The organism is Pontibacter akesuensis, assembly GCF_001611675.1.
In the GTDB taxonomy this organism is placed as follows: Bacteria; Bacteroidota; Bacteroidia; order Cytophagales; family Hymenobacteraceae; genus Pontibacter; species Pontibacter akesuensis.
On the sequence record NZ_CP014766.1, the window covers coordinates 1,385,230 to 1,407,752 of the forward strand.

15 protein-coding genes are annotated in these 22,523 nt (G+C 52.6%); all 15 read left to right on the forward strand.

The window, feature by feature from the left end; translation table 11 throughout:
- Positions 1-15 precede the first annotated feature (15 nt).
- Positions 16-1,509, forward strand: coding sequence for a lipopolysaccharide biosynthesis protein (locus tag A0W33_RS05740; protein WP_068837271.1), 1,494 nt, complete (start codon positions 16-18; stop codon positions 1,507-1,509).
- A gap of 17 nt (positions 1,510-1,526) precedes the next feature.
- Positions 1,527-1,976: a dUTP diphosphatase gene (gene dut / locus A0W33_RS05745; protein WP_068837272.1), complete on the forward strand. Its 450-nt coding sequence runs from the start codon at positions 1,527-1,529 to the stop codon at positions 1,974-1,976.
- A 183-nt stretch (positions 1,977-2,159) separates the two neighbouring features.
- Positions 2,160-3,167 carry a sugar phosphate nucleotidyltransferase gene (locus A0W33_RS05750; protein ID WP_068839961.1) on the forward strand — a complete coding sequence of 336 codons (1,008 nt, stop codon included), beginning with the start codon at positions 2,160-2,162 and terminating at the stop codon, positions 3,165-3,167.
- 3 nt (positions 3,168-3,170) lie between these two features.
- Positions 3,171-4,937, forward strand: a complete 1,767-nt coding sequence (locus A0W33_RS05755) for a tetratricopeptide repeat protein (protein ID WP_229802218.1) — start codon at positions 3,171-3,173, stop codon at positions 4,935-4,937.
- Positions 4,930-5,682, forward strand: coding sequence for a DUF4292 domain-containing protein (locus A0W33_RS05760; RefSeq protein ID WP_068837273.1), 753 nt, complete (start codon positions 4,930-4,932; stop codon positions 5,680-5,682). Before A0W33_RS05755 ends, A0W33_RS05760 begins: the two co-directional genes overlap by 8 nt.
- A 75-nt stretch (positions 5,683-5,757) precedes the next feature.
- A complete protein-coding gene (locus tag A0W33_RS05765; RefSeq protein ID WP_068837274.1) occupies positions 5,758-6,993 on the forward strand; it encodes a murein hydrolase activator EnvC family protein in 1,236 nt (411 codons plus the stop codon).
- A gap of 860 nt (positions 6,994-7,853) precedes the next feature.
- Positions 7,854-8,069: a twin-arginine translocase TatA/TatE family subunit gene (gene tatA, locus A0W33_RS05770; RefSeq protein WP_068837275.1), complete on the forward strand. Its 216-nt coding sequence runs from the start codon at positions 7,854-7,856 to the stop codon at positions 8,067-8,069.
- 31 nt (positions 8,070-8,100) lie between these two features.
- Positions 8,101-8,319, forward strand: a complete 219-nt coding sequence (locus A0W33_RS05775) for a Sec-independent protein translocase subunit TatA/TatB (protein WP_068837276.1) — start codon at positions 8,101-8,103, stop codon at positions 8,317-8,319.
- The gene (gene gatA / locus A0W33_RS05780; RefSeq protein ID WP_068837277.1) at positions 8,316-9,752 is read left to right on the forward strand and encodes an Asp-tRNA(Asn)/Glu-tRNA(Gln) amidotransferase subunit GatA; all 1,437 of its coding nucleotides are present in this window, start codon (positions 8,316-8,318) and stop codon (positions 9,750-9,752) included. The genes A0W33_RS05775 and gatA overlap by 4 nt, the downstream gene beginning before the upstream one ends.
- An 8-nt stretch (positions 9,753-9,760) precedes the next feature.
- Complete coding sequence (locus tag A0W33_RS05785; protein WP_068837278.1) at positions 9,761-11,281, forward strand: lytic transglycosylase domain-containing protein; 1,521 nt, start codon at positions 9,761-9,763, stop codon at positions 11,279-11,281.
- A gap of 256 nt (positions 11,282-11,537) precedes the next feature.
- Positions 11,538-13,811 (forward strand): NADP-dependent malic enzyme, encoded by a 2,274-nt coding sequence (locus A0W33_RS05790; RefSeq protein WP_172798093.1) that lies wholly within the window; start codon positions 11,538-11,540, stop codon positions 13,809-13,811.
- Positions 13,812-14,402, forward strand: a complete 591-nt coding sequence (gene ruvA, locus A0W33_RS05795; protein ID WP_068837279.1) for a Holliday junction branch migration protein RuvA — start codon at positions 13,812-13,814, stop codon at positions 14,400-14,402.
- A gap of 16 nt (positions 14,403-14,418) precedes the next feature.
- Entirely contained in the window at positions 14,419-21,621 is a 7,203-nt protein-coding gene (gene sov / locus A0W33_RS05800; protein ID WP_229802212.1) for a T9SS outer membrane translocon Sov/SprA, read from the forward strand.
- Between the two features lie 59 nt (positions 21,622-21,680).
- On the forward strand, positions 21,681-22,061 hold the full coding sequence (gene gcvH / locus A0W33_RS05805; RefSeq protein WP_068837280.1) for a glycine cleavage system protein GcvH: 381 nt from the start codon (positions 21,681-21,683) through the stop codon (positions 22,059-22,061).
- Between the two features lie 18 nt (positions 22,062-22,079).
- Positions 22,080-22,454, forward strand: coding sequence for a VanZ family protein (locus tag A0W33_RS05810; RefSeq protein ID WP_229802210.1), 375 nt, complete (start codon positions 22,080-22,082; stop codon positions 22,452-22,454).
- The last annotated feature ends 69 nt before the right edge of the window (positions 22,455-22,523 follow it).

Sequence of the window (22,523 nt, forward strand, 5' to 3'; positions counted from 1 at the left end):
CCTGAAATAGAATAAATGAGTATAGCCAAGAAGTTGGTCGGGCAGACTGCGGCCTATGGCTTAAGCAGTATCGTCGGCAGGGCCCTGAACTACCTGCTCGTCCCTATCTACACCGATGTGTTCATGCCTGAAGAATATGGGGTGGTGTCGTACCTGTACGCGGGCGTGGGCTTCTTCAACATCCTGTATACGTTCGGGATGGAGACAGCTTTTTTCCGCTTCGCCAACAAGCCCGATGCTGACAGAGATAGGCTCTACAACCAGGTACTCAGCCTTATTCTTTGTACCAGCCTGCTGTTCTCAGCTCTGATCATAGCGGCATCAGGCACTATTGCCCGCTCCATCGGTTTTCCGGATCAGCAGGAGTACATTATCTGGCTCGCTGTTATACTTGCCATTGATGCGGTTGTGGCGATTCCGTTTGCACGGCTGCGGCTCCTGAACAAAGCCATCAAATTTGCCTCCCTTAAGCTGGCCAACATCCTGATCACAGTCGGGGCTAACATGTTCTTCCTGGTGCTTTGCCACGGCATCTACAACGGCAGTTTCCTGCAGGGGCTGCGGCCGCTGGTCACTACGGTGTATGATCCAGATTTTGGGATAGGCTATATTTTCCTCATCAACCTGGTAGCCAATGGCCTGCTCATTCCCATGCTCTGGAAAGAGTTCTCCAGTTTCAGGTTTGAACTGAATACAGAACTGCTGCGCCCGATGCTGTCTTACGCCTATCCGCTGCTGTTCATGGGGCTGGCAGGTGCCGTAAATGAGCTCCTCGACCGTATTCTGCTGGAGGAATGGCTGCCGGAAGGCTTCTACCCCGGCAAAAGCAATATGGCGGCTGTGGGTATCTATAGCGCCTGCTACAAGCTCTCCATCTTCATGACCCTGGCGATACAGGCTTTCCGTTATGCCGCCGAACCGTTCTTTTTCTCGCAGGCCGAGGAGAAGGACTCGCCTCAGACCTTTGCACTGGTCATGAAATGGTTTGTGATTGCCTGCGCCTTTATCTTCCTCTTCATCTCAGCCAATCTTGAGGATTTTGCGCTGTTGCTTCGCAGCCCCGCCTACCGCGAAGGTATTCTGGTGGTGCCGGTGCTGCTGCTGGCTAACCTGTTCCTGGGCGTGTACTACAACCTTTCTGTGTGGTTTAAGCTGACGGATAAAACCCGCTTCGGCACCTACATCAGCTTTGGCGGCGCGGCAGTCACCATACTTGGCAACCTGCTGCTCATACCCATACTTGGCTACATGGGCTCGGCCATCGCCACGCTTATCTGCTACTTTAGCATGGCACTGGCCAGTTACCTGCTGGGCAACCGCCACTACCCCATCCCCTACCCGGTGAAAACCATACTAGGCTACGTGCTGCTGGCGGCTGGGCTGGTATGGCTGGCATTAGGCGTTGATGTGGAGAATTTCTGGTTGCGCCACGTGTACCACCTGGCACTATGTGCCGCCTTTGCTTTGGTGGTAGTACTGAGGGAGCGTCCTCGGTTTCTTAAGTTTTAATCTCTAAATTCGTATTGATGGATATTCAGAACGCCCAGGTTAAGGTCATTAACCAATCAAAGCACGACTTACCGAACTACCAAACCATACATTCCGCGGGCATGGACCTGAGGGCAAACCTAGAAGCGCCTGTTACGTTGAAACCACTGCAGCGTGCGCTTATCCCGACAGGGCTGTACATCGCGCTGCCGGAGGGGCACGAGGCGCAGATCCGTCCGCGGAGCGGGCTGGCCTACAAGCACGGCATTTCCATTGTGAACAGCCCGGGCACCATCGATGCCGATTACCGTGGCGAAATCAAGGTGCTGCTCGTAAACCTTTCGGACCAGGATTTTGTGGTGGAGGATGGCGAGCGCATCGCCCAGATGGTGGTAGCCAAATATGCGCGCGTGGCCTGGCAGGAAGCCCAGGCGCTGGATGACACAGAGCGTGGCGCAGGCGGCTACGGCAGCACGGGCACGAAGTAGTTATACTTGTACCGCCTGAATTGTTATGATTCGCGATTTATACTTGCCACACGCTGGCAAAAGTCGCTAACGCATCATCAGGCAAGTATAACGTTGTCCGAAACAAAGTATAGAATTACCGAATACATCATATAGCTCCAGCAGATGCTGCGGCTCTTTTCAATTAAAAACAAAACTAACGCTATGAGGATTATTATTCCGATGGCAGGGATGGGCAAGCGCATGCGCCCCCACACGCTGACCGTTCCAAAGCCACTTATTCCGATTGCAGGCAAACCGATTGTGCAGCGCCTGGTAGAAGACATTGCCAAAGTATGCCAGGAGCCTATCGAGGAGGTAGCCTTTATTATTGGCCACTTCGGCGATAAAGTAGAGCAGGACCTGAAAGGCATCGCCGAAAAAATCGGAGCTAAAGGCACGATCGTTTACCAGGAAGAGGCACTCGGAACTGCCCACGCCATACTTTGCGCCAAGGATTCTTTGGAGGGTAAAGTAGTTGTTGCTTTTGCAGACACCCTGTTCAAAGCCGACTTCCAACTCGACACTAACGCAGACGGTACCATCTGGGTGCAGCGCGTAGAGGACCCGCGTCCGTTCGGCGTGGTGAAGCTGAACGACAACAACGAGATCACCGATTTTGTGGAGAAGCCGGAGACGTTTGTGTCTGACCTGGCCATTATCGGTATCTACTATTTCCGCGACGGCGCCTATCTGCGCGAGGAGCTGCAGTACCTGCTCGACAACGACATCCGGGACAAAGGCGAGTACCAGCTGACCAACGCCCTGGAGAACATGAAGAACAAAGGCACCAAGTTTATACCTGCCGTGATCTCTGAGTGGCTCGACTGCGGAAATAAAAACGCAACAGTATATACTAACCAGCGGTATTTAGAGTATATAAAGGATGAGAAAGGCTTGGTAGCCTCATCAGCGAAGTTGGAGAATGCGGTGATCATTCCCCCGGTATACATTGGCGAAAATGCGCAGATCACAAATTCAGTGATCGGACCGCATGTTTCCATCGGAAACAACACAAGTGTACACAACTCTGTGGTGAGCAACTCTATTATTCAGGAGAATACGCAGCTCAAAAACGGCAACGTTGCAAACTCTATGCTTGGCAACTTTGTTGTGTATGAAGGCCGCCCGTCTGATCTCAGCCTCGGCGACTTCAATACACTTGCAGAGTAACACATGACAACATTCAGAAACCTCATACTTGCCTCTTGCTGCCTGGCTCTGGTTGCTACGGGCGAAAGCACGGCTCAGTCGTCTAAAAAGAAAGCGAAAGCAGCCCGTGAAGCCGCTGCTGCCCCGGTGCAGCAGCAGACCCCAGCACCCTCGGCGCACGACAGGCAGATGAGCGAGGCGCTGTTTCTGGATGGAATGAAATACTTTATGCTGGAGGACTACCAACAAGCCCTCCAGCTTTTTCAAAAAGCCTACACCATTACCCCCAACAACGCCGCCCTCAATTATAAGATAGGCGAAACTTACCTGCAACTGAAGGAGTCTGCCTCGGCGATGCCTTTTGCACAGGCTGCCGTGAAGCTGGAAAAGAAAAACGCTTATTACTACCTGTTGCTCGCGCAGTTGCACAGCGAGCAGAAACAGTACGACGCTGCCGCCCAGGCCTTCAACGACCTGCTGCAGAACGTTCCGAATTCAGACGAGTACCTCTTTAACCTGGCCGATTTATACCTGGCTCAGTCGCAGTACGATAATGCCCTACGCACCTACGACCGCATTGAGAAGCAGTTCGGCGACATGGAGCAACTGCACGTAAACCGCCAGCAGATTTACCTGCGCCAGAAAAAAGTAGACAAAGCCATTGCCGAAGGCGAGCTACTGCTGAAAACAAACCCCACTGAAATCAATTATTACCTGGCCCAGGCTGAGCTGTATAATGCCATTCAGCGGACCGATGAAGCCATTGCTACCTTAAATAAGGCCCTGAAAGTGGAGCCGAACAACCCGTTCGCCCACCTGATGCTTTCGGACCTAAGCCGCCAGAAAGGCGATATTGCCACCTCTAACAAAGAAGTAAAGCTTGCCTTTGCCAACCCACAGCTCGACATCGACACCAAAGTACGCATTCTGGTAGACTTCATCCGGCAGCTGCCCAACCCCCAGATTGAGAGCGTGGCGCTGGAACTGGTAGACCTGACGATACAAAACCACCCCAGTGAAGCCAAGGCTTATGCCGTGGCCGGCGACCTGCAGACCATTGTTGGCAAGAAGGAGGCGGCCCGCGACAACTACATCAAAGCCGTAGCGCTGGATAATTCCCATTTTAAGATTTGGCAGCAGATTGTGCTGCTGGATGCCGAACTGGAGCAGCCAGAGGCACTGGTAAAACACGCCGAGCAGGCACTTGAGTTGTTCCCCAACCAGGCCGTGTTCTGGTTTTACAGCGGAACGGGCCACCTCATCACCAAAAACTTTGAGAAAGCCGTAAAATCACTGGAGTATGGCAAGCGCCTTTCCGGCAGCGAACCAGCGCTTGTCACGCAGTTTAACATGCAACTGGGAGATGGCTACAACTCCTTAAAAGAGTATAAGAAATCGGATGCGGCATATGAGGAAGTATTGGCGGTAGACGCCAACAACGAGCATGTGCTCAACAACTACAGCTATTTTCTGTCGTTGCGCAACGAGAAGCTCGATCGCGCGAAAGAAATGTCTGAGCGCCTCGTAAAGCTGCACCCCAACAATCCCACCTACCTCGATACCTATGCGTGGGTACTATATAAATCGGGTAATTATACGGAGGCGCGCAAATACCTGGAACAAGCGGTGGCTATTTCAGATGACGCTACCCTGGTGGAGCATTACGGCGATGTACTTTACAAATTAGGCAAACACGAGGAGGCCGTGAGCCAGTGGCAGAAAGCCAAGCTGAAGGGCGAAGCCTCTGCCTTTATCGACAGAAAGATAAAAGACAAAAAACTCTATGAGTAAACACCTGTTGCTTTGCCTGCTGGGCATCCTGTTCCTGGCAGGTTGCAAGAAAGAGGCGGTACCCACCACAGCCTCTGCTTCCACTGAAACCATCGGCAAAGTAAATGTCAGCAATCTGGATTTCAGCTACCTTAGCGGCAAAGGCCAGGTCTCCATCAACACCAAAAACAGCGACCTTACCTCCGGCGTAAGCATCCGGATGAAGAAGGATAGTGTGATCTGGGTATCAGTTCTGCCGGGTCTGGGCATTGAGGCGGCGCGCATGATGATGACTCAGGACTCTGTGTTTCTGATGAACCGCCTGCAAAAAGAATACTTAGCCACTGATTATACGTATCTGCGCAATAAGTTTCAGGTGGATATTTCCTTTGATGTGCTGCAGGCTATCCTGCTAGGCAATTACCAGGCACAGGGCACTGAAAAGGTAATGCAGGCCGAAGGGCTGCAGCAGGTACAGCAACAGCACGAGAACCTCACCTTCGATTACTTTATCGGCAACTTGAACAGTAAGGTGCAGCAACTGAATGTGCAGGACAGAAACACCGGCAACACCATTACAGTGAAGTATAATAATTTCCAGAACATCGGCCAGGTCCTGTTTGCACACGGGCTGGCGGCACAGGTACAGCAAAAAGGCCAGATGTCGGACTTTAAACTGGAGCAAAGCCGCGTAACGGTTGCCGATGCTCCCCTCGCCTTTCCATTCAGTGTGCCCGATGGCTATAAGCGCGTCTCTACTAATTAAATATATCAGGCTGTTGGTTCTTCCGTTATAGTTTTGCCATCTTTGTAACCCTAGAGAAGAAGAACCACCCTTGTGATGAACGCCCTTTACAGATTCACTTTTTTCCTGCTGCTCCTATGCCTGCCGCTGGCTACTCAGGCTCAGAAAACAAAGAGCAAGGCGCAACTTGAGAAGGAGAAGAAAGAAAACCTCAACCGCATCAAAGAAGCAAATCGGATTCTGCAGCAAACCAAGAAAAAGAAAGAGGTTTCTATCGGCGAGCTAAACGCGATACAGGAGAAGATAGCCGTTCAAAAAGGCGTCATCAGCAACATTTCCCGCGAAATTAATTATATCGATTCTGATGTAAGGGAGACGGAGGGCCTGGTGGGCTCCCTGCAAAACGACCTGGATAAGTTGAAAGCCGAGTATGCCACCATGGTGTATGCCGCCGCCAAGTCAGCCAATAGCTACAACAAACTCATGTTCCTGTTTGCCGCCGACTCCTTTAACCAGTTTGTGATGCGCCTGCGCTACCTGCAGCAGTACTCCGAAGCCCGCAAAAAACAGGTGGAGCAAATCAGCAAAGTGCAGGCGGTGCTCAGCGGACAAATAGCCATACTTGAGTCAAAAAGAAAGCAGAAAGAAAGCCTGCTCAACAAGCAGGTAGCCGAGAGCAAGAACCTGCATTCCCTCAAATCGCAGCAGGCCGAAGTGATCAGCAGCCTAAGCAAGCAGGAAAGCAACCTGAAGCAAGAGGTGGCCAGCCGGCAGCAGGCCGTGAAGAAACTGGACAACCTGATCGCCGACATCGTGCGGGAAGAGATTGCACGTGCAGCACGGGCAGCCCGTGAGGCAGGCAAGGCCACGAGCGGCAGCTCAAACAAGGTAACGCTTACGCCTGAGATGGCCCTTACCTCCTCCTCGTTTGCCGGCAACAAGGGCCGCCTGGCCTGGCCGGTGGAGCGCGGCTTTATCTCCCAAAAGTTTGGCCGCCACAACCACCCGGTTTTGAAAGGGGTAGTGGTAGAAAACCGCGGGGTAGACATTCAGACAGCACAGGATGTACCCGCCAGAGCCATCTTTGAGGGCAAGGTGCTGACAGTGGCCTCGGTACCGGGCATGAACAACATTGTGATGATTCAGCACGGCGAGTACTTTACCGTGTATGCCAAGCTAAAGACGGTGAATGTGAAGCCCGGTCAAACGGTCAAAATCAAGGACACCATCGGCACCGTGTATACCGACTCAGACGGCACAACCGAGCTGCAGTTCCAAATCTGGAAGAATAGCTCCAACATGAATCCAGAGGAATGGATCAGCCGGAAGTAAAGTAAACGTACATGCATACCTTACCCAGTAACTTCAGGTAGAACAGCCTCAAAAGGTTTTTAAAACAGAAAAGCCACCGCAAATGCGGTGGCTTTTCTGTTTCGAACTACTCCTCCCCCAAGGAGTAGTTCTGGTAAAAGAAGGCTGTTTGTGTTTGTGTTTGAAGCACAACAGCAAGATTTAAAATAAAAAAACACCCCACAGTGTAGGGTGCCTTTCCAAGCTATGAAAACAAACTTAATATTTTTATCTAAACGCAAGCTTGGGCCTGCAACGATTTCATGAATCTAAATTACAACCTCATTTGTTAATATGCAACACAAGGTAAAAAAACGATCACTTAGTGAATCTGTGTATTACTATACTTCTATTTAAAGATAAAGGTTGCAATATATTTTTACCTTCTACCCTAATAACAGCAAATACAGCCTGTAAGTTGCTTTTTGGTTGTAAATTAACAGCGGCTCTGCTAATTTCAGCACTTCCTGCCTGAGTACAAATATCCCATGCCTTTCGTGTGCCTACATCATCTATATACAAGGGTTGTGCCAACTTGGTACTCAGGCGCAACAACCTGATAATCAACAGCAGCATCCGACAGGCCCCTCAAACACATTCCAAGGGTGGGAATAACAGGACATGTACTTTCCAAATTCAGGAAGCCCGCAACAGGGGGAAATACAGCTTTGCGGGTGACGGAAAAATATGGGGTAAAACCGGGCAGCTGATTTGACTCGTACGTATGGGGAAGGCCATTTAATAAAATCCTTGCTGCGGCGCACTTTAAACTTATACTGCCTGTTATGGGTTTATTAAAAATATAGCCTTAATTTTGTATCACACTTTTAAACATTAATGATATGGTTATCACCAACGTTTTCTTATTTCTGGGAGGCCTGGGAGGCACGGAAGTTTTACTTATCCTGCTTGCCATTCTGTTGCTTTTTGGTGCCAAGCGTATTCCTGAGCTAGCCAAAGGTCTGGGCCGCGGTATCCGTGAGTTCAAAGATGCCACCAAGGAGATCAAGAATGATATCGAAACTTCAGTGAAGGACGATAACTCGACCACGAAGTAATAGTTTAGAAAGAATATAAGGTAGCAACACCATGTGCCTTACCACTGTTTTCCTTTTCCTGGGGGACCTGGGATTAGGAGAAATGATGGTCGTTATGACCGCATTCTTATTGTTGTTTGGCGCCGACAAGATTCCCGGCTTCGCCCGCTCCATGGGGCGCGGCATCCGTGAGTTTAAGGACGCAACAAATGAAATTAAGCACGAACTAGAGCAATCCATTAAAGACGACCCTAAGTCCAAAAAAGATTGAGACAGTATAACTCGCTCCGCGACATCCGCACAGACATGGCCAATGGGCAGGTTTCGTGCCGGCAATTGGTAGAACACTACCTGCACAACATAAAAGAGAAAGCCCAGCTAAACGCTTTTCTGGAAACATTTGAGGAGGAGGCACTTGCGCAGGCAGATGCTGTAGACCAGAAAATATCCAATGGCACGGCCGGCAAACTCGCCGGTATGGTGATTGGGCTAAAAGACGTGCTGGCTTACAAAGACCACAGCCTGCAGGCCTCCAGCCAGATATTGAATGGCTTTAAGTCGCTTTATACCGCCCCTGCCGTGCAGCGCCTGCTGGATGCCGATGCCATTATAATCGGTCGCCAGAATTGCGATGAGTTTGCCATGGGCGCTTCCAACGAGAATTCCTCTTTCGGTGATGTGTTAAACGCTGATGCCCCTGCCCGCGTGCCCGGAGGATCTTCGGGCGGATCGGCTGTGGCCGTGCAGGCAGACCTGTGCCTTGCCTCCATTGGCTCTGACACCGGCGGCTCCGTGCGCCAGCCCGCTTCTTTCTGCGGTGTGGTAGGCTTCAAGCCTACATACTCCCGCATCTCCCGCTATGGCCTCATCGCCTACGCTTCTTCCTTCGACCAGATCGGCTTTATCACCAAAAGTGTAGAGGATGCTGCGTTGTTGCTGGAAGTAGTGGCCGGACCGGACGGACTTGACAGCACCGCCAGTCAGCGTGAAGTGCCTGCCTACAGTGAGCTGCTACAGGCCGATAAGAAGTATAAGATTGGCTACATCCGCGACTGCTTTGAGCGTGAGGGGTTGGACACCGAAGTAAAGGACGCCATCCTGAATGTAAAAGACATGCTGAAGGATGCCGGGCATGAGGTGGAGCCAGTGGAGTTCCCGTACCTGGACTACATGGTGCCAACCTACTATATCCTGACCACCGCCGAAGCCAGTTCTAACTTGGGCCGCTTTGACGGCGTGAAGTATGGCTTCCGCTCCGACAACGCTACAGACCTTACATCACTCTATAAAAAGACCAGGGCCGAGGGCTTTGGCCACGAAGTACAGCGCCGTATTATGCTCGGCACCTTTGTGCTTAGCGCCGACTATTATGACGCCTACTATACTAAGGCACAGAAAGTAAGGCGCTTGATAAAAGAGAAGACCGACGAGTTGCTTCAGGCATATGATTTCCTTATCTTGCCTACTGCTCCTACTACAGCCTTTAAGCTGGGAGAGAATACAGCAAACCCGTTGGCCATGTACCTGGCCGATATTTTTACGGTGCAGGCCTCTTTAGCCGGTGTTCCAGCCATCTCTATCCCAGTTGGCCGCGACACCAACGGATTGTCCATCGGGTTGCAGTTAATGACGCGTTCTTTTGAGGAGCCGGCTTTACTTGCCTTCTCGAATTATATACTGGACAAGATATCCGTTGAAGCATAAACCATATCATGACCTACAGTAAGTTCTTTACATTGCTTGCGGCTATGGCTGGCAGCATCTGGGCAGTTGATGCCCAGGCTGCCAGCCATAGCCTTTTGTTTGAAGCCCCTTTGGTATCACCCAAAGATTCGCTGAAGCCTGGTGCCGTGCAACTCACCCCCGAGGAGCTGGCTTTGCTCGTAGAAATTATCCCCAACGAGCCCGACGAGGTAATTGCAGACCGCCTGAGCTGCCTGGACTCTGAGATTCCGCTCGTGTTCAACAACTATGTAAGGAACTTCATCGATTACTTTACCATCCGCAACCGCAAGTATACGCGAACCATGCTGCAGCGCGAGAACGTGTACTTCCCGCTTTTTGAGAAATACCTCAAGAAGTACGACATGCCGGATGAACTTAAATACCTTTCCATTGTAGAGTCAGGCCTCTCGCCAAAGGCGCAGAGCCCAGTGGGTGCCGCGGGTCTGTGGCAATTTATGAAACCCACAGGCCGTGAATATGGCTTGGAGCAAACTTCTTTCACGGATGAGCGCCTTGACCCGGAAAAGTCCACGGATGCGGCCATGCGTTTTCTGCGCCGCCTGCACAAGTACTACGACGGCGATTGGGAATTGGCTTTGGCAGCGTACAACTGTGGCCAGGGCAACGTGAACAAAGCAATTCGCAGAGCCGGCGGGGGCAAAAAAACATTTTGGGAGATCTTCCCATACTTGCCGCGCGAAACCCGGGGCTATGTACCTAGTATGACGGCCGTGCGCTATGCCATGAACTATGCCGGGGAGCACAACATTTTCTCCGACTCTATACTTTACGCCCCGCAGGTGGATTACCTGGAGGTAACGCAGGCCATGGACCTGGAGAAACTGGCCTGGGAACTGCACCTGACGCCGGGGGAACTGATGGCGCTGAACCCGGAAATCACCAAAACAAAGCTACCAGATCAGAAAAACAACTATAAACTGCGCGTACCAGCAAACCGTGCCGCGTTGCTGGCCTCCGCTGCCGATAAGAGGTGTATTCTGATGGCTGCCGCGCCCGTGGCACCACAACCTAAGCCGCAGGAGACGCCTGTTATGCTTGCCGCTGTAAAGAAGGAAGCTGAGCCGGCAACGGAAACAGAGGCAACGTCCAGCCTGGAGAAAACAACTTATACGGTACAGCGCGGCGACAACCTGACACAGATAGCCCAACGCCATAACGTAACCATTGAGCAGCTAAAGGAATGGAACAACCTGGCCAGCAACAAGCTGATGCCGGAACAGAAGCTGCAGTTACTGCAGCCTGCACAGGCCGCCGAACCAGTTGTCAGCACCCCTGTGGTTTTAGCCTCCAACAAAACAACCACAAAGGAAACCCCGGCTAAACAGATCGTGCAGCCGCAGGAGCAGTTAATTCACCATGTGCAGCCGGGGGATACGCTCTGGCAAATCTCCAGGAAGTATAACGGCATTCCAGTGGAGCAGATAAAGAAGCTGAACAACCTGAAAGATAACGCCATCAAGCCCGGGCAGAAACTCATCCTGAGCTAGGCCACTGTAGAAGCAACAAACAAAAGCACCTTCTCTTCAGAGGGTGCTTTTTAATTTTCAGAGGCAATGGCATTTCCCCGCATCAAAAAAAACACAAAACCTGCCTGCCTGAGTTATGCACCGCTTATCTTTGGAGGCTCAACTTTGGATTAACCGTATTTTCTTACAAAATTGGTCTTTAGCCAAATAAGGTTTGCTTAAAGCAGCTACACTTTAACCCAGGTGAGCGAACAACTATTACACACCACACGCATTTATGATTAAAGTTAACAGAGAGGATGCCCTGAACTACCACATGGAGGGTAAACCAGGCAAGATTGAGGTAGTACCCACCAAGATGGTAAGCACGCAGCACGATTTGGCCCTCGCATATTCTCCCGGCGTTGCCGAGCCTTGCAAAGAGATTCACGCAGATAAAGACAATGTATACAAATATACCGCCAAGGGAAACTTGGTGGGCGTTATATCAAATGGTACAGCGGTGCTGGGCCTGGGCAACATTGGCCCGGATGCCTCCAAGCCGGTGATGGAGGGAAAAGGCGTACTGTTCAAAAAGTTCGCAGGCATCGATGTGTTTGACATCGAGATTGACTGTAACGACCCCGAGGAGTTCATCCGCATCGTGAAATCGCTGGAGCCTACCTTCGGCGGCATTAACCTGGAAGACATTAAGGCCCCGGAAAGCTTCAAGATTGAGAATGCGCTGAAGGAGCAAATGAACATTCCGCTGATGCACGACGACCAGCACGGTACAGCCATTATCTCGGCTGCCGCTCTGCTGAATGCCCTGGAACTGACGGGGAAGAAAATCGGCGAGATCAAAATGGTAATCAATGGGGCCGGGGCCGCCGCCATTGCCTGCACCAAACTATACGTGGCCCTCGGTGCGCACCTCGACAACATCGTGATGTTCGACAAGGACGGCATCATACGCCCAGAGCGCAACGACCTTGATATTTACCGGGCGCAGTTCGTAACCATGCGCAAGATTGACACGTTGGCGGAGGCAATGCAGGACGCGGATGTGTTCGTTGGTCTTTCTGCCGGTAATGTGCTGGCACCGGAACTCGTAAAATTGATGGCCTCTGATCCGATCATCTTTGCCCTGGCTAACCCGGACCCGGAAATCCCTTATGAGGAGGCGATGGCTACCCGCGAGGACTTGATCATGGCCACGGGTCGCTCGGACCATCCAAACCAGGTAAATAACGTGCTGGGTTTCCCCTACATCTTCAGGGGCGCCTTGGATGTGCGTGCCACGGAAATTAACGAGTCCATGAAGCTGGCTGCCGTACACGCACTGGCTGAACTGGCAAAGGAGCCTGTGCCGGAACTGGTGCACAAGGCTTACGGCGACAACACCATTAACTTTGGCCGTTTATACCTGATCCCGAAGCCGCTGGACCCGCGCCTGATCACCACCATCTCCCCTGCCGTGGCAAAGGCCGCCATGGAGAGCGGCGTGGCGCGCAAGCCCATCACCGACTGGGAAGCCTACGAGGATGAACTGCGGGAGCGCATCGGCATTGACCAGAAACTGATGTCACGCATCACGATTCAGGCAAAGAAGGACGTGAAGACCGTTGTTTTTGCCGAGGCCGATCATTACAAAATCCTGAAGGCTGCCCAGATCGTAAACGAGCAGCGTATTGCTAACCCCATACTTCTGGGAAACCGCAAGCGCATCCAAGCCATCATCGACGAAAACAACATGGACCTGCAGGGCGTGCGCATCATAGACACGTATGAGGAAGGCGAAAAGCGTGCGGAGTTTGCCCAGATCCTGTTTGAGCGGCGCCAGCGCAAAGGCCTGACGCTGTTTGATGCCCAGCGTTTAATGCGCGACCGCAATTACTATGGCAGCATGATGCTGGACACCGGAGAGGCCGATGCACTGATCTCAGGCCTGACCCGCGATTACTCTAAAACCATTTCGCCAGCGCTGCAGGTGATCGGGGTGGAAGAGGGCATCAACAAGGTGGCGGGTATGTACATTATACTTGGCAAGAAAGAGCCGTATTTCTTTGCCGACACCACCGTAAACGTGAACCCAACCGCCGACGAATTGGTTGATATCATCGGTCTGACAGCCCGTACGGTACGCTTTTTTGATACAGAGCCACGCGTGGCCATGCTTTCCTACTCCAACTTCGGTTCGGTGGGTGGCGATATTCCGAGTAAAGGTGCCGAGGCTGTGCGCAAAGCCAAGCAACGCTACCCGGAACTGCTCATCGACGGGGAGATGCAGGCGAACACTGCTTTGAACCGCAACCTGCTGCGCGAGCATTATCCGTTCAGCGAGCTGGCAGAGAGAGGCGCCAACACGCTGGTGTTCCCAACGCTGGCATCCGGCAATATTGCCTACAAAGTGCTGCAGGAAATAGGCGGCGTAGAAGTGATTGGCCCGGTACTGATGGGCATGCGCAAACCAGTACACATTCTGCAGCTAGGCTCCTCTATTCGCGATATCGTGAACATTGTGGCTATTGCTGCGGTAGACGCCCAGAACTATAACAAGCAAAGTATATAGATGATAGCCTACATAGATGGCAAGTTAACGCACAAGGACCCCACTTACGTCATCATCGAAACGAACGGTGTGGGGTACCAGATCAAGATTTCGCTGAGTACGTATTCTGCCCTGCCTGCCGGTGAGCGCTGCAAGCTGCATACTATCCTGAACATAAAGGAGGATGCCCATACCTTGTATGGCTTTGCCACCATTGCCGAGAAAGACGCGTTCCTGCATTTGATATCGATCTCAGGCGTGGGCCCCAACACGGGGCTCATGATCCTGTCTTCGCTGTCGGTGGAGGAGATACAGCAGGCGATTGTGCGGGAGGATGTGCGCACTATCCAGAACGTAAAGGGAATCGGGGCCAAAACGGCTCAGCGCATCATCCTGGAACTAAAGGACAAAATCAAGAAAGAGGTGTTGCTATCCGATGTTTCGGCACCTGCTGCTTCGCACAATACAAACCGTGCCGAGGCGTTATCAGCATTAGTGACGCTGGGCTTCGCCAGAAACGTTGCAGAGAAAACACTCGACGCGATTATCAAGCGCGAAAGCGGCAGCCTGAGTGTGGAGGAGTTGATTAAGTTTGCTTTGAAGTCTTCATAAGAGAATATACCTGATTTTGATCTGGAAAAGTAAAAAGCACAACCTGCTGTTGATCCTGGTTGCTTCTATTTCTTTGCTTACCTGGCTGGCGCAGGCAGAAGGGCTGCGCACGTCCCACCGGTTTAAAACAGGCCTTCTCAAAAACCTGCTGGCACAGCAGGACACTGCCCGCAAGGACAGCACCAAGTATATTCCCAGCCGCAAGCCTACGTTTGTTCCATCCGACAGGTATGGCAGCCCCTTCGGCGCTCGGCCAAGCTCCTCTCCCTTGCTGCTGGGCCAGCCCAGCAACCTGCACCTGAACGTAGAGCTTGACGACAGCCTGCAGCAGTACAATATTACCGAGACAATCGGCGACAGCGTACTGTACCGTCCGCCCTCCTCCATGTCGCTGCGCGATTACTCAGAGTGGCAGCAGCGCGAAGCCATCCGCAATTACTGGCGCGCCAAGTCATCTGGTCTGGATGGCGAAAGCGTGGTGAGCAGCAACCGCCTGATTCCCAAGCTGTACATCAGCCCGATGTTCGACCGCATCTTTGGCGGCAACTACGTGGACATTCAGCCAAACGGAAACGTGTCGCTTAAATTCGGAGCGCGCTTTAACCGCAACGAGAACCCGACGATACCGCTTAGCCAGCAGCGCACCGGCGATTTCGACTTTGAGCAGAACATTTCCCTGAACCTGGTGGGCCAGATCGGCGAGAAACTGCGCCTGAACTTTAACTGGGACAACAACGCCAACTTCGACTTCGAGAACAACATGAAGTTGGATTACACGGGTTACGAAGAAGAGATTATCCGCAAGATAGAGGCCGGTAACGTAAGCCTGCCCCTGAACAACTCCCTGATAACGGGTGCGCAGAACCTGTTTGGTATCAAGGCGCAGCTGCAGTTTGGGCGATTAGGCGTAACCACCATTGCCTCCAGCCTGCGCGGCACCAACGATGAGGTCATTATCCAGAACGGCGGGCAGAACAGGCCTTTCGAGATTCGGGTGGATGAGTACGACCGTGACCGCCACTTCTTTCTGTCTCAGTTTTTCCGGGGCCGCTACAACGAGGCCCTCAGGCCTTTGCCCCTGGTAAACTCTGGCATCGTGATTCGCCGCGTGGAACTGTATGTGACCAACAACAGCCGCCAGACCGAGAACCTGCGTAACATTGTGGCTTACATGGACTTGGGTGAGGCTGACCCTTACCGTGAGCGCTTCGAAAATGGCCGCCCGGCCACCGCTCCGGCCGACAACCAGGCCAACACCTTGTACAGCCTGATTTCTCCCCCTAACAGCCAGGCACGTGACAACGCGCGGGTGGATAGTTACCTGCAGTCCTTAGGGCTGGAGAAGGGAACAGACTTTGAGCATGTGCGGGCGCGCAAGCTGGAGCCTAACGAGTACCGCTTTAACCCGCAGTTGGGCTATATCTCGCTTAACTCTGCCCTGCTGCCCGACCAGGTGCTCGGCATCGCCTTTGAGTATACGTATAACGGCAAGACCTACCAGGTAGGTGAACTGATCAACGATTACCAGAACCTGGACTCGGAGAAGGTGATCCACATGAAGTTGCTGCGCGCCACCAACCCATCCCTGAATTTCCCTACCTGGGATTTGATGATGAAAAACGTGTACGCGCTGGATGCCACGCAGGTAAACCGCGAGGATTTCAGGCTGCAGATCATCTACAAAGACGATGAGACGGGCGTGGACCTGACAAGTATAAAAGAGCCAAGCCCGATCCGGAACATACCCTTAGTGGAGGTCTTTAACCTCGACAACGTTAACTCCAACAACGACAGGCCGAGCGACGGCAACTTCGACTTCCTGCCTGGCATCACCATTGATACCGAGACAGGCCGTATCTTCTTCCCGCAGGTAGAGCCGTTCGGTGATTACCTGGCGAGCAGACTGGAAGGAAACCCCGCCCTGATAGACCAGTACGTGTTCCAGGAACTCTACGACCAGACACAGACCGATGCGCAGCAGAACAACGTAAAAGCAAAGTTCTACCTCACGGGCCGCGTTAAATCTACTTCTTCGGATGAAATTATGCTGCCGGGCTTCCAGATTGCGGAAGGCTCTGTGGTGGTATACTCGGGTGGCACCAGGCTGATAGAAGGCACCGATTACCAGGTGTTCTACGACCTTGGCCGCATCAAGATCCTGAACCCAAGTTACCTTAGCTCTGCCAACGACCTGCGCGTAACCTACGAGAAAGCCGAACTGCTGAACATACAGCCCCGCACCATGCTTGGCGCGCGCTTCGACTACCGCCTGAGCGATGATGTGAACATCGGAGCCACTGTGTTGCACCTGAATGAGCAGTCGTACATCAACCGGGTAAGTATAGGCGATGAGCCCACCAACAACACCATTTACGGCCTCGACCTGAACATGCAGAAGGAGTCGCGGATGCTGACACGGTTTGTGGATGCCATCCCGCTGATTCAGACCAAGGTGCCGTCGCTAATTACCTTCAGTGGCGAATTTGCCCAGTTGGCGCCCTCCAAGTCCAAATCAAGTGCAAACGAAGACGGTGCCTCTTACATTGATGACTTTGAAGGAGCCGAAACGCCTTATAACCTGGGTGGCTTTAACAACAGCACCTGGCGCCTGGCGGCCACACCGGCACCGCTGGTGCCTGGCCCTGGCCTGCAGTACTCCTACAACCGCGCAAAACTGGCCTGGTATACCATCGACCAGATATTTTACCGCAACTCAGACAACCGGAAGCCGGGAAGTATAACGGATGAGGAACTGAAGAACAACTACGTACGCGGTATTTGGAGAAACGAGCTATTCCCGAACCGCGACGCCGAAATAACTAATACTTACGAGTATACATTTGACCTGGCCTACTACCCTCGTGAGCGTGGGCAGTACAACTATAACCCGAACTTAACGACACAGGGCCTGCTGGCCGATGACCCGCGCAGAAACTGGGGTGGTATCAGCCGTGAGATTTCGTTTGACACTGACTTCGACAACGCCAACATCGAGTACATGGAATTCTGGCTGATGGACCCGTTCATTGCAGGCCAGTATGGTAGGGATGGCGCTTTTGGCAGTAATGTAAATCCAAAAGACCCGGGCCAGTTGGTGCTGAACCTCGGCAACGTATCGGAGGATGTGCTGGAGGATGACCTGTACGCGTTTGAGAACGGCTTGCCAACATCCGCAAACGATGCGCAGAACCTGAAGAAAACCGACTGGGGTCTTATTACGCAGCAGCAGTTCTTAACAGATGCCTTTACAGGTGTTCCTGGCGGACGCCAGTTCCAGGATATTGGTCTGGATGGCTTGAATGACGCCGCAGAGGCAGATTACTTCCGGCAGCCGTTCCTGAACCGGATAGCAGGTACACCACCGCAAAGCGTGGTGGATGATCCTTCTGCCGATAACTTCCTGCACCACCTCGACCCACGCTACGACCAGTTGAATGCGGGCGTGCTGCAGCGCTACAAGAACTACAACGGCATGGAGAATAACTCTCCGGAGAACAGCATTTACTCCAACTATGCCTTCCCCGACAAAGAAGACCTGAACGGCGACAACGTTATCAACGACCTGGAGCAGTACTTCGAGTACAAGATCAACCTAAGTCCGGAACAACTGGAGGTGGGCCAGAACTACATTGTAGATAAAGTAACCAGCACAAACGATAAGAACGGACAGCAGGTAACCTGGTACCAGTTCCGTGTGCCCGTGCGCCAGCCTACCGGCACCGTTGGCAACATCGATGGCTTTAAGTCGGTGCGCTTTATGCGCATGTACATGACCGGGTTTTCGGATCCGGTGCTGTTGCGTATGGTGCAGTTCCAGTTTGTGGCAAACCAGTGGCGCAAGTTTGAGAAGCCGCTGACAGAGGGAACGCCTTGCCTTACCTGTACCGACGATGCCCGCAGCTTTACGGTATCCACAGTAAATATTGAGGAAAACGGCCCGACTAACACAAACACCGACACCAACATTCCGTATGTGCTGCCGCCTGGCATCGACCGCCTCCGCGACTACTCCTCCACCAACGACCGCCGCCAGAACGAGCAGTCGCTGCAGTTGTGCGTCGAAGACCTGAAAGATTCCTTCTCGAAGGCCGTCTATAAAAACCTTTCGCTGGACATGCTGGCCTATAAGCAGCTGAAAATGTTTGTACATGCCGAGTCCAAAGACCCATCGGTACAGGATGGTGACCTGCAGGCGTTTGTACGTATTGGAACAGACTTCACCCAGAATTATTATGAGTATGTGGTGCCACTTAAGTTTACTCCTGCCGGCAGCAATATCGCGACAGCCATCTGGCCAAACGAGAACGAAATCAACATTACGCTGCAGGAACTGGTGGACGCCAAGGTAAAGCGAAACACGGATGCCCCGGGCAATATTTTCGTGCCGTTCACGGTAACTACCGCAGATGGCAAAATCATCCGCGTAGTGGGTAACCCGGACTTCAGCGAAGTAGAGGGCATCATGATCGGTATCCGCAACCCATCGCAGCGAGGCGGTGATTCCCGTCCCCTTTCGGCCTGTATCTGGGTGGATGAACTGCGCGTGACGGATTTTGTGAACAAGACCGGATGGGCCTCTACTGCCCGTATGAATGCCAAGCTGGCCGATTTCGCAAACGTGACGGCCACGGGCGCCTATACTACGGTTGGCTTCGGCGGGCTGCAGCAGCCGCTGTCGTTGCGCTCGCGCGAGGACGTGGCCCAGTTCGACGTGAGCGCCAACATGGTGCTGGATAAGTTCCTGCCGGAGCAGTGGGGCGTAAAGGTGCCGATGACGGTACAGTACGGCGTGACCACAGCCGAGCCCCAGTACGACCCGCTCGACAAGGACGTGCCGCTGGAGCAGTCGCTGAGTAAGTTTGACGATGATGACGCCCGGGATGCATACCGGAAAGAGGTGATCACGCAGGAAACGCGCAAGAGCATCAGCTTGCTAAATGTGCGCAAGGAGCGCGTGAACCCGGAGGCCAAGGCGCATATCTACGATATCGAGAACTTCGCCTTCTCCTACTCCTATGCCGAGCGCCTGTACACCGACATCGAAACGGACCGCAACTATACCAAAACCTATACCGGTGCCATTGCCTATACCTACGATACGAAGCCGAAAAGCTACGAGCCTTTCGCCAACAGCGAAAAGTTGAACTCGCCTTACTTGCGCCTGATCAAGGACTTCAACTTTACCCTGATTCCGAGCCGCTTTTCAGTGCGTGCAGACCTGAACCGTTTCTACAACGAAACATACTTGCAGCGCCCTGACCCGGAAACAAGGTTTATCACCACCCGCGGCATTGCCCCTACGTTCCAGAAGTCGTTTTACTTTAACCGGATTTACGACATGCGCTGGGACCTGACCAAGAGCCTGTCGCTAGATTACACGGCCACCAACCGCGCGGTGATAGACGAACCGGACGGCCGCATCAACAATGAAGTGGACTCACTGGCTTACAAGAACAAGACGATCTGGGAGAACCTGGCAAACGGAGGCCGTAACACCAACTTTAACCAGCTGATCGCCCTAAACTACAAGCTGCCATTCGACAAGTTTCCCCTCACCGACTGGTTAAGTGCCGACACCCGTTACGCCACCTCCTATATCTGGACGGCGGGCTCCACGGCGCTGAACCAGGAAGCGAGCTTTAAGCTGGGGAACACGGCCGAGAACAACGTGGAATTTAGCGCTAATGGCCGGGTGGACCTGGTGAAGCTCTACAACAAGGTGAAGTTCCTGAAGGACGTAAACGCCCCTGTACCTGCCAGGCCAGCACCAGCCGCAGCAGCCACCGACACCGCAGCTGCAGCATCAAAGCCTGACCTGAAGTTTATCAAGTCAGTGGCACGGGTGCTGCTGATGACGCGCTCGCTGAACGTAACGTACCTGGAGAACCGCGGCACACTGCTGCCCGGCTACCTGCCCGACACCAGGTTCTTCGGGTTTGATGATGGCTTTGAGGCACCGGGGCTGCCGTTTATACTTGGCAAGCAGTACGACCTGGACGAGCTGTATGCGCAGGCAAACAGCAGCGGCTGGTACACCGACAGCAGCCAGTACCTGAACACGCCGTTCAGCGGCATTCATACCGAAACGTTTACCGGCCGTGCCAACCTGGAGCCGTTCCGCAACTTTAACATTGCCGTGGATGTGCGCCGTACCAAGTCAGAGATAGAGGAAGTGTTTTACCGCAAGGAGACCGACGATTTCGGCAACATTAGCGACACAGACCTGCGCCAGAACCCATTCACATCCGGCTCGTTCAGCACGTCGTTTCTGGCTTTGGGCACTTTGTTTGAGTCTACAGAAGACGGCTTCTCAAATGCCTTCGAAAGCTTTATCCGCAACCGCCACATTGTACGGGAGAAGCTAACTATGGCTAACCCTGCCGCAGAGGATTCGGGCTATGCGCTCAACTCGCAGGAGGTGTTGCTCAAGTCGTTCCTGTATGCGTACCAAGGGCGCGACATTAACGGATACGAGGCAGAGGCCAAAAACCCGTTCAGCCGCCTGCCGATTCCGAACTGGGCGGTTACATACAACGGGCTGGAGCGCCTGCCAATCTTCCAGGAGTGGTTTAGCCAGATAAGCCTGCTGCACGCCTACAACGCCAGCTACAACATCACCAGCTATACTACCTCGCTGGCGTACAACCAGGAGCCGAACGGCTTCCCGACGCAGCTGAACCAGTTCGGCAGGCTGGAGCAGTATTATATCGTAAACCAGCTGACGGTGACTGAGCGCCTGGCGCCGCTGTTGGGCGTTAACTTCAGAACCAAGAATAACCTGACCGGCCGCATTGAGTATAAGGTGGAGCGCAACCTGTCGCTGAACCTGACAAATGCGCAGATAACGGAGACGAATGTGAAAGATTATGTGATCGGCTTTGGCTATACCACGAATCATTTCCGTTTGCCGTTTAAGATCGGTGGGGAACGCAAAACACTGGAAAATGAGCTGACGATGCGCCTTGATTTCTCGGTGCGCGACAACCAGACGGTGCAGCGGGCCATCTCTGAGGACGACAGCGGCGAGGAGATCAGCCAGAACCAAATTACGAATGGTACGCGCCAGTTGCAGTTGCGCCCAACCATCGACTACGTACTGAGCCAACGCCTGAACCTGCAGTTTTATGTGTTGCGCACGGTGTCTGATCCTAAAATATCAACCTCATTCCGCAACAGTGTTACCGAGGGGGGCATACAACTGCGCGTAAGTCTGCAATAAAATTTTGGCATTGCGAAAAAGGCCGTATTTTTGACGGACAATCTTAACATACAGAACAAATGAACTTACCTGAGAACCTGAAGTATACCAAAGATCACGAGTGGATTCGCGTAGAAGGCGATGTGGCTTTTGTGGGTATCACTGATTTTGCACAGAGCGAACTGGGCGACATCGTATATGTTGACATCGACACAGTTGACAAGCAGATCAACCAGGAAGATGTGTTCGGTACCGTAGAGGCCGTAAAAACTGTTTCTGACCTTTTCAGCCCCCTAAGCGGCACTGTGCTGGAATTCAACGAACAGTTGGAGAACAGCCCTGAGCTGGTGAACTCTGATCCTTACGGCGACGGCTGGATCATTAAAATGTCTATCGACGATGCGAGCCAGTTGGAAAGCCTGCTGACAGTAGAAGGCTATCGTGAAGTAATTGGTCAGTAAGCTGAGGTAGCCTTAGGTTTGATACTTCGCTACAACCTGTTTACAATCCTTTGGGCAGCGGTGATGCTTGTGCTGACACTGCTGCCCTCTTCTTCTCTTCCATCCGTTTCGGGCTGGAATTTCTTCTCCATCGCCTCCATGGCGCATGTTTTCCTGTTTTGCGTGCTCACTTTCCTGATGATCGTAGGACTCTCAAAGCAGCATTCCCACCCCTACCTCAACCGCAACGCCATCCGCTCCAGCCTGCTCATCAGCACTGCCTTTGGCATTTTCATTGAACTGCTGCAGCACTTTCTCAACATTGGCCGCGAAGGCGACATTTTTGATGTCCTGTCCAACACTATCGGCTGCCTGATCGGGATACTTGTATTTAAGTGGATTTATACCTGGTAGCGTAGCTCCCTCCTTGTCCCAGGTTTCCCAACACGGTTAAATTATACTTGTGGGTGTGGCAAATAACTG

Coding starts and splice junctions, on each gene's coding strand:
- dut (WP_068837272.1), top strand. CDS start 1,527: ATGGATATTCAGAACGCCCAGGTTAAGGTCATTAACCAATCAAAGCAC.
- ruvA (WP_068837279.1), top strand. CDS start 13,812: ATGATAGCCTACATAGATGGCAAGTTAACGCACAAGGACCCCACTTAC.
- A0W33_RS05765 (WP_068837274.1), top strand. CDS start 5,758: ATGAACGCCCTTTACAGATTCACTTTTTTCCTGCTGCTCCTATGCCTG.
- A0W33_RS05740 (WP_068837271.1), top strand. CDS start 16: ATGAGTATAGCCAAGAAGTTGGTCGGGCAGACTGCGGCCTATGGCTTA.
- A0W33_RS05750 (WP_068839961.1), top strand. CDS start 2,160: ATGAGGATTATTATTCCGATGGCAGGGATGGGCAAGCGCATGCGCCCC.
- A0W33_RS05775 (WP_068837276.1), top strand. CDS start 8,101: ATGTGCCTTACCACTGTTTTCCTTTTCCTGGGGGACCTGGGATTAGGA.
- A0W33_RS05755 (WP_229802218.1), top strand. CDS start 3,171: ATGACAACATTCAGAAACCTCATACTTGCCTCTTGCTGCCTGGCTCTG.
- A0W33_RS05785 (WP_068837278.1), top strand. CDS start 9,761: ATGACCTACAGTAAGTTCTTTACATTGCTTGCGGCTATGGCTGGCAGC.
- gcvH (WP_068837280.1), top strand. CDS start 21,681: ATGAACTTACCTGAGAACCTGAAGTATACCAAAGATCACGAGTGGATT.
- A0W33_RS05760 (WP_068837273.1), top strand. CDS start 4,930: ATGAGTAAACACCTGTTGCTTTGCCTGCTGGGCATCCTGTTCCTGGCA.
- A0W33_RS05790 (WP_172798093.1), top strand. CDS start 11,538: ATGATTAAAGTTAACAGAGAGGATGCCCTGAACTACCACATGGAGGGT.
- tatA (WP_068837275.1), top strand. CDS start 7,854: ATGGTTATCACCAACGTTTTCTTATTTCTGGGAGGCCTGGGAGGCACG.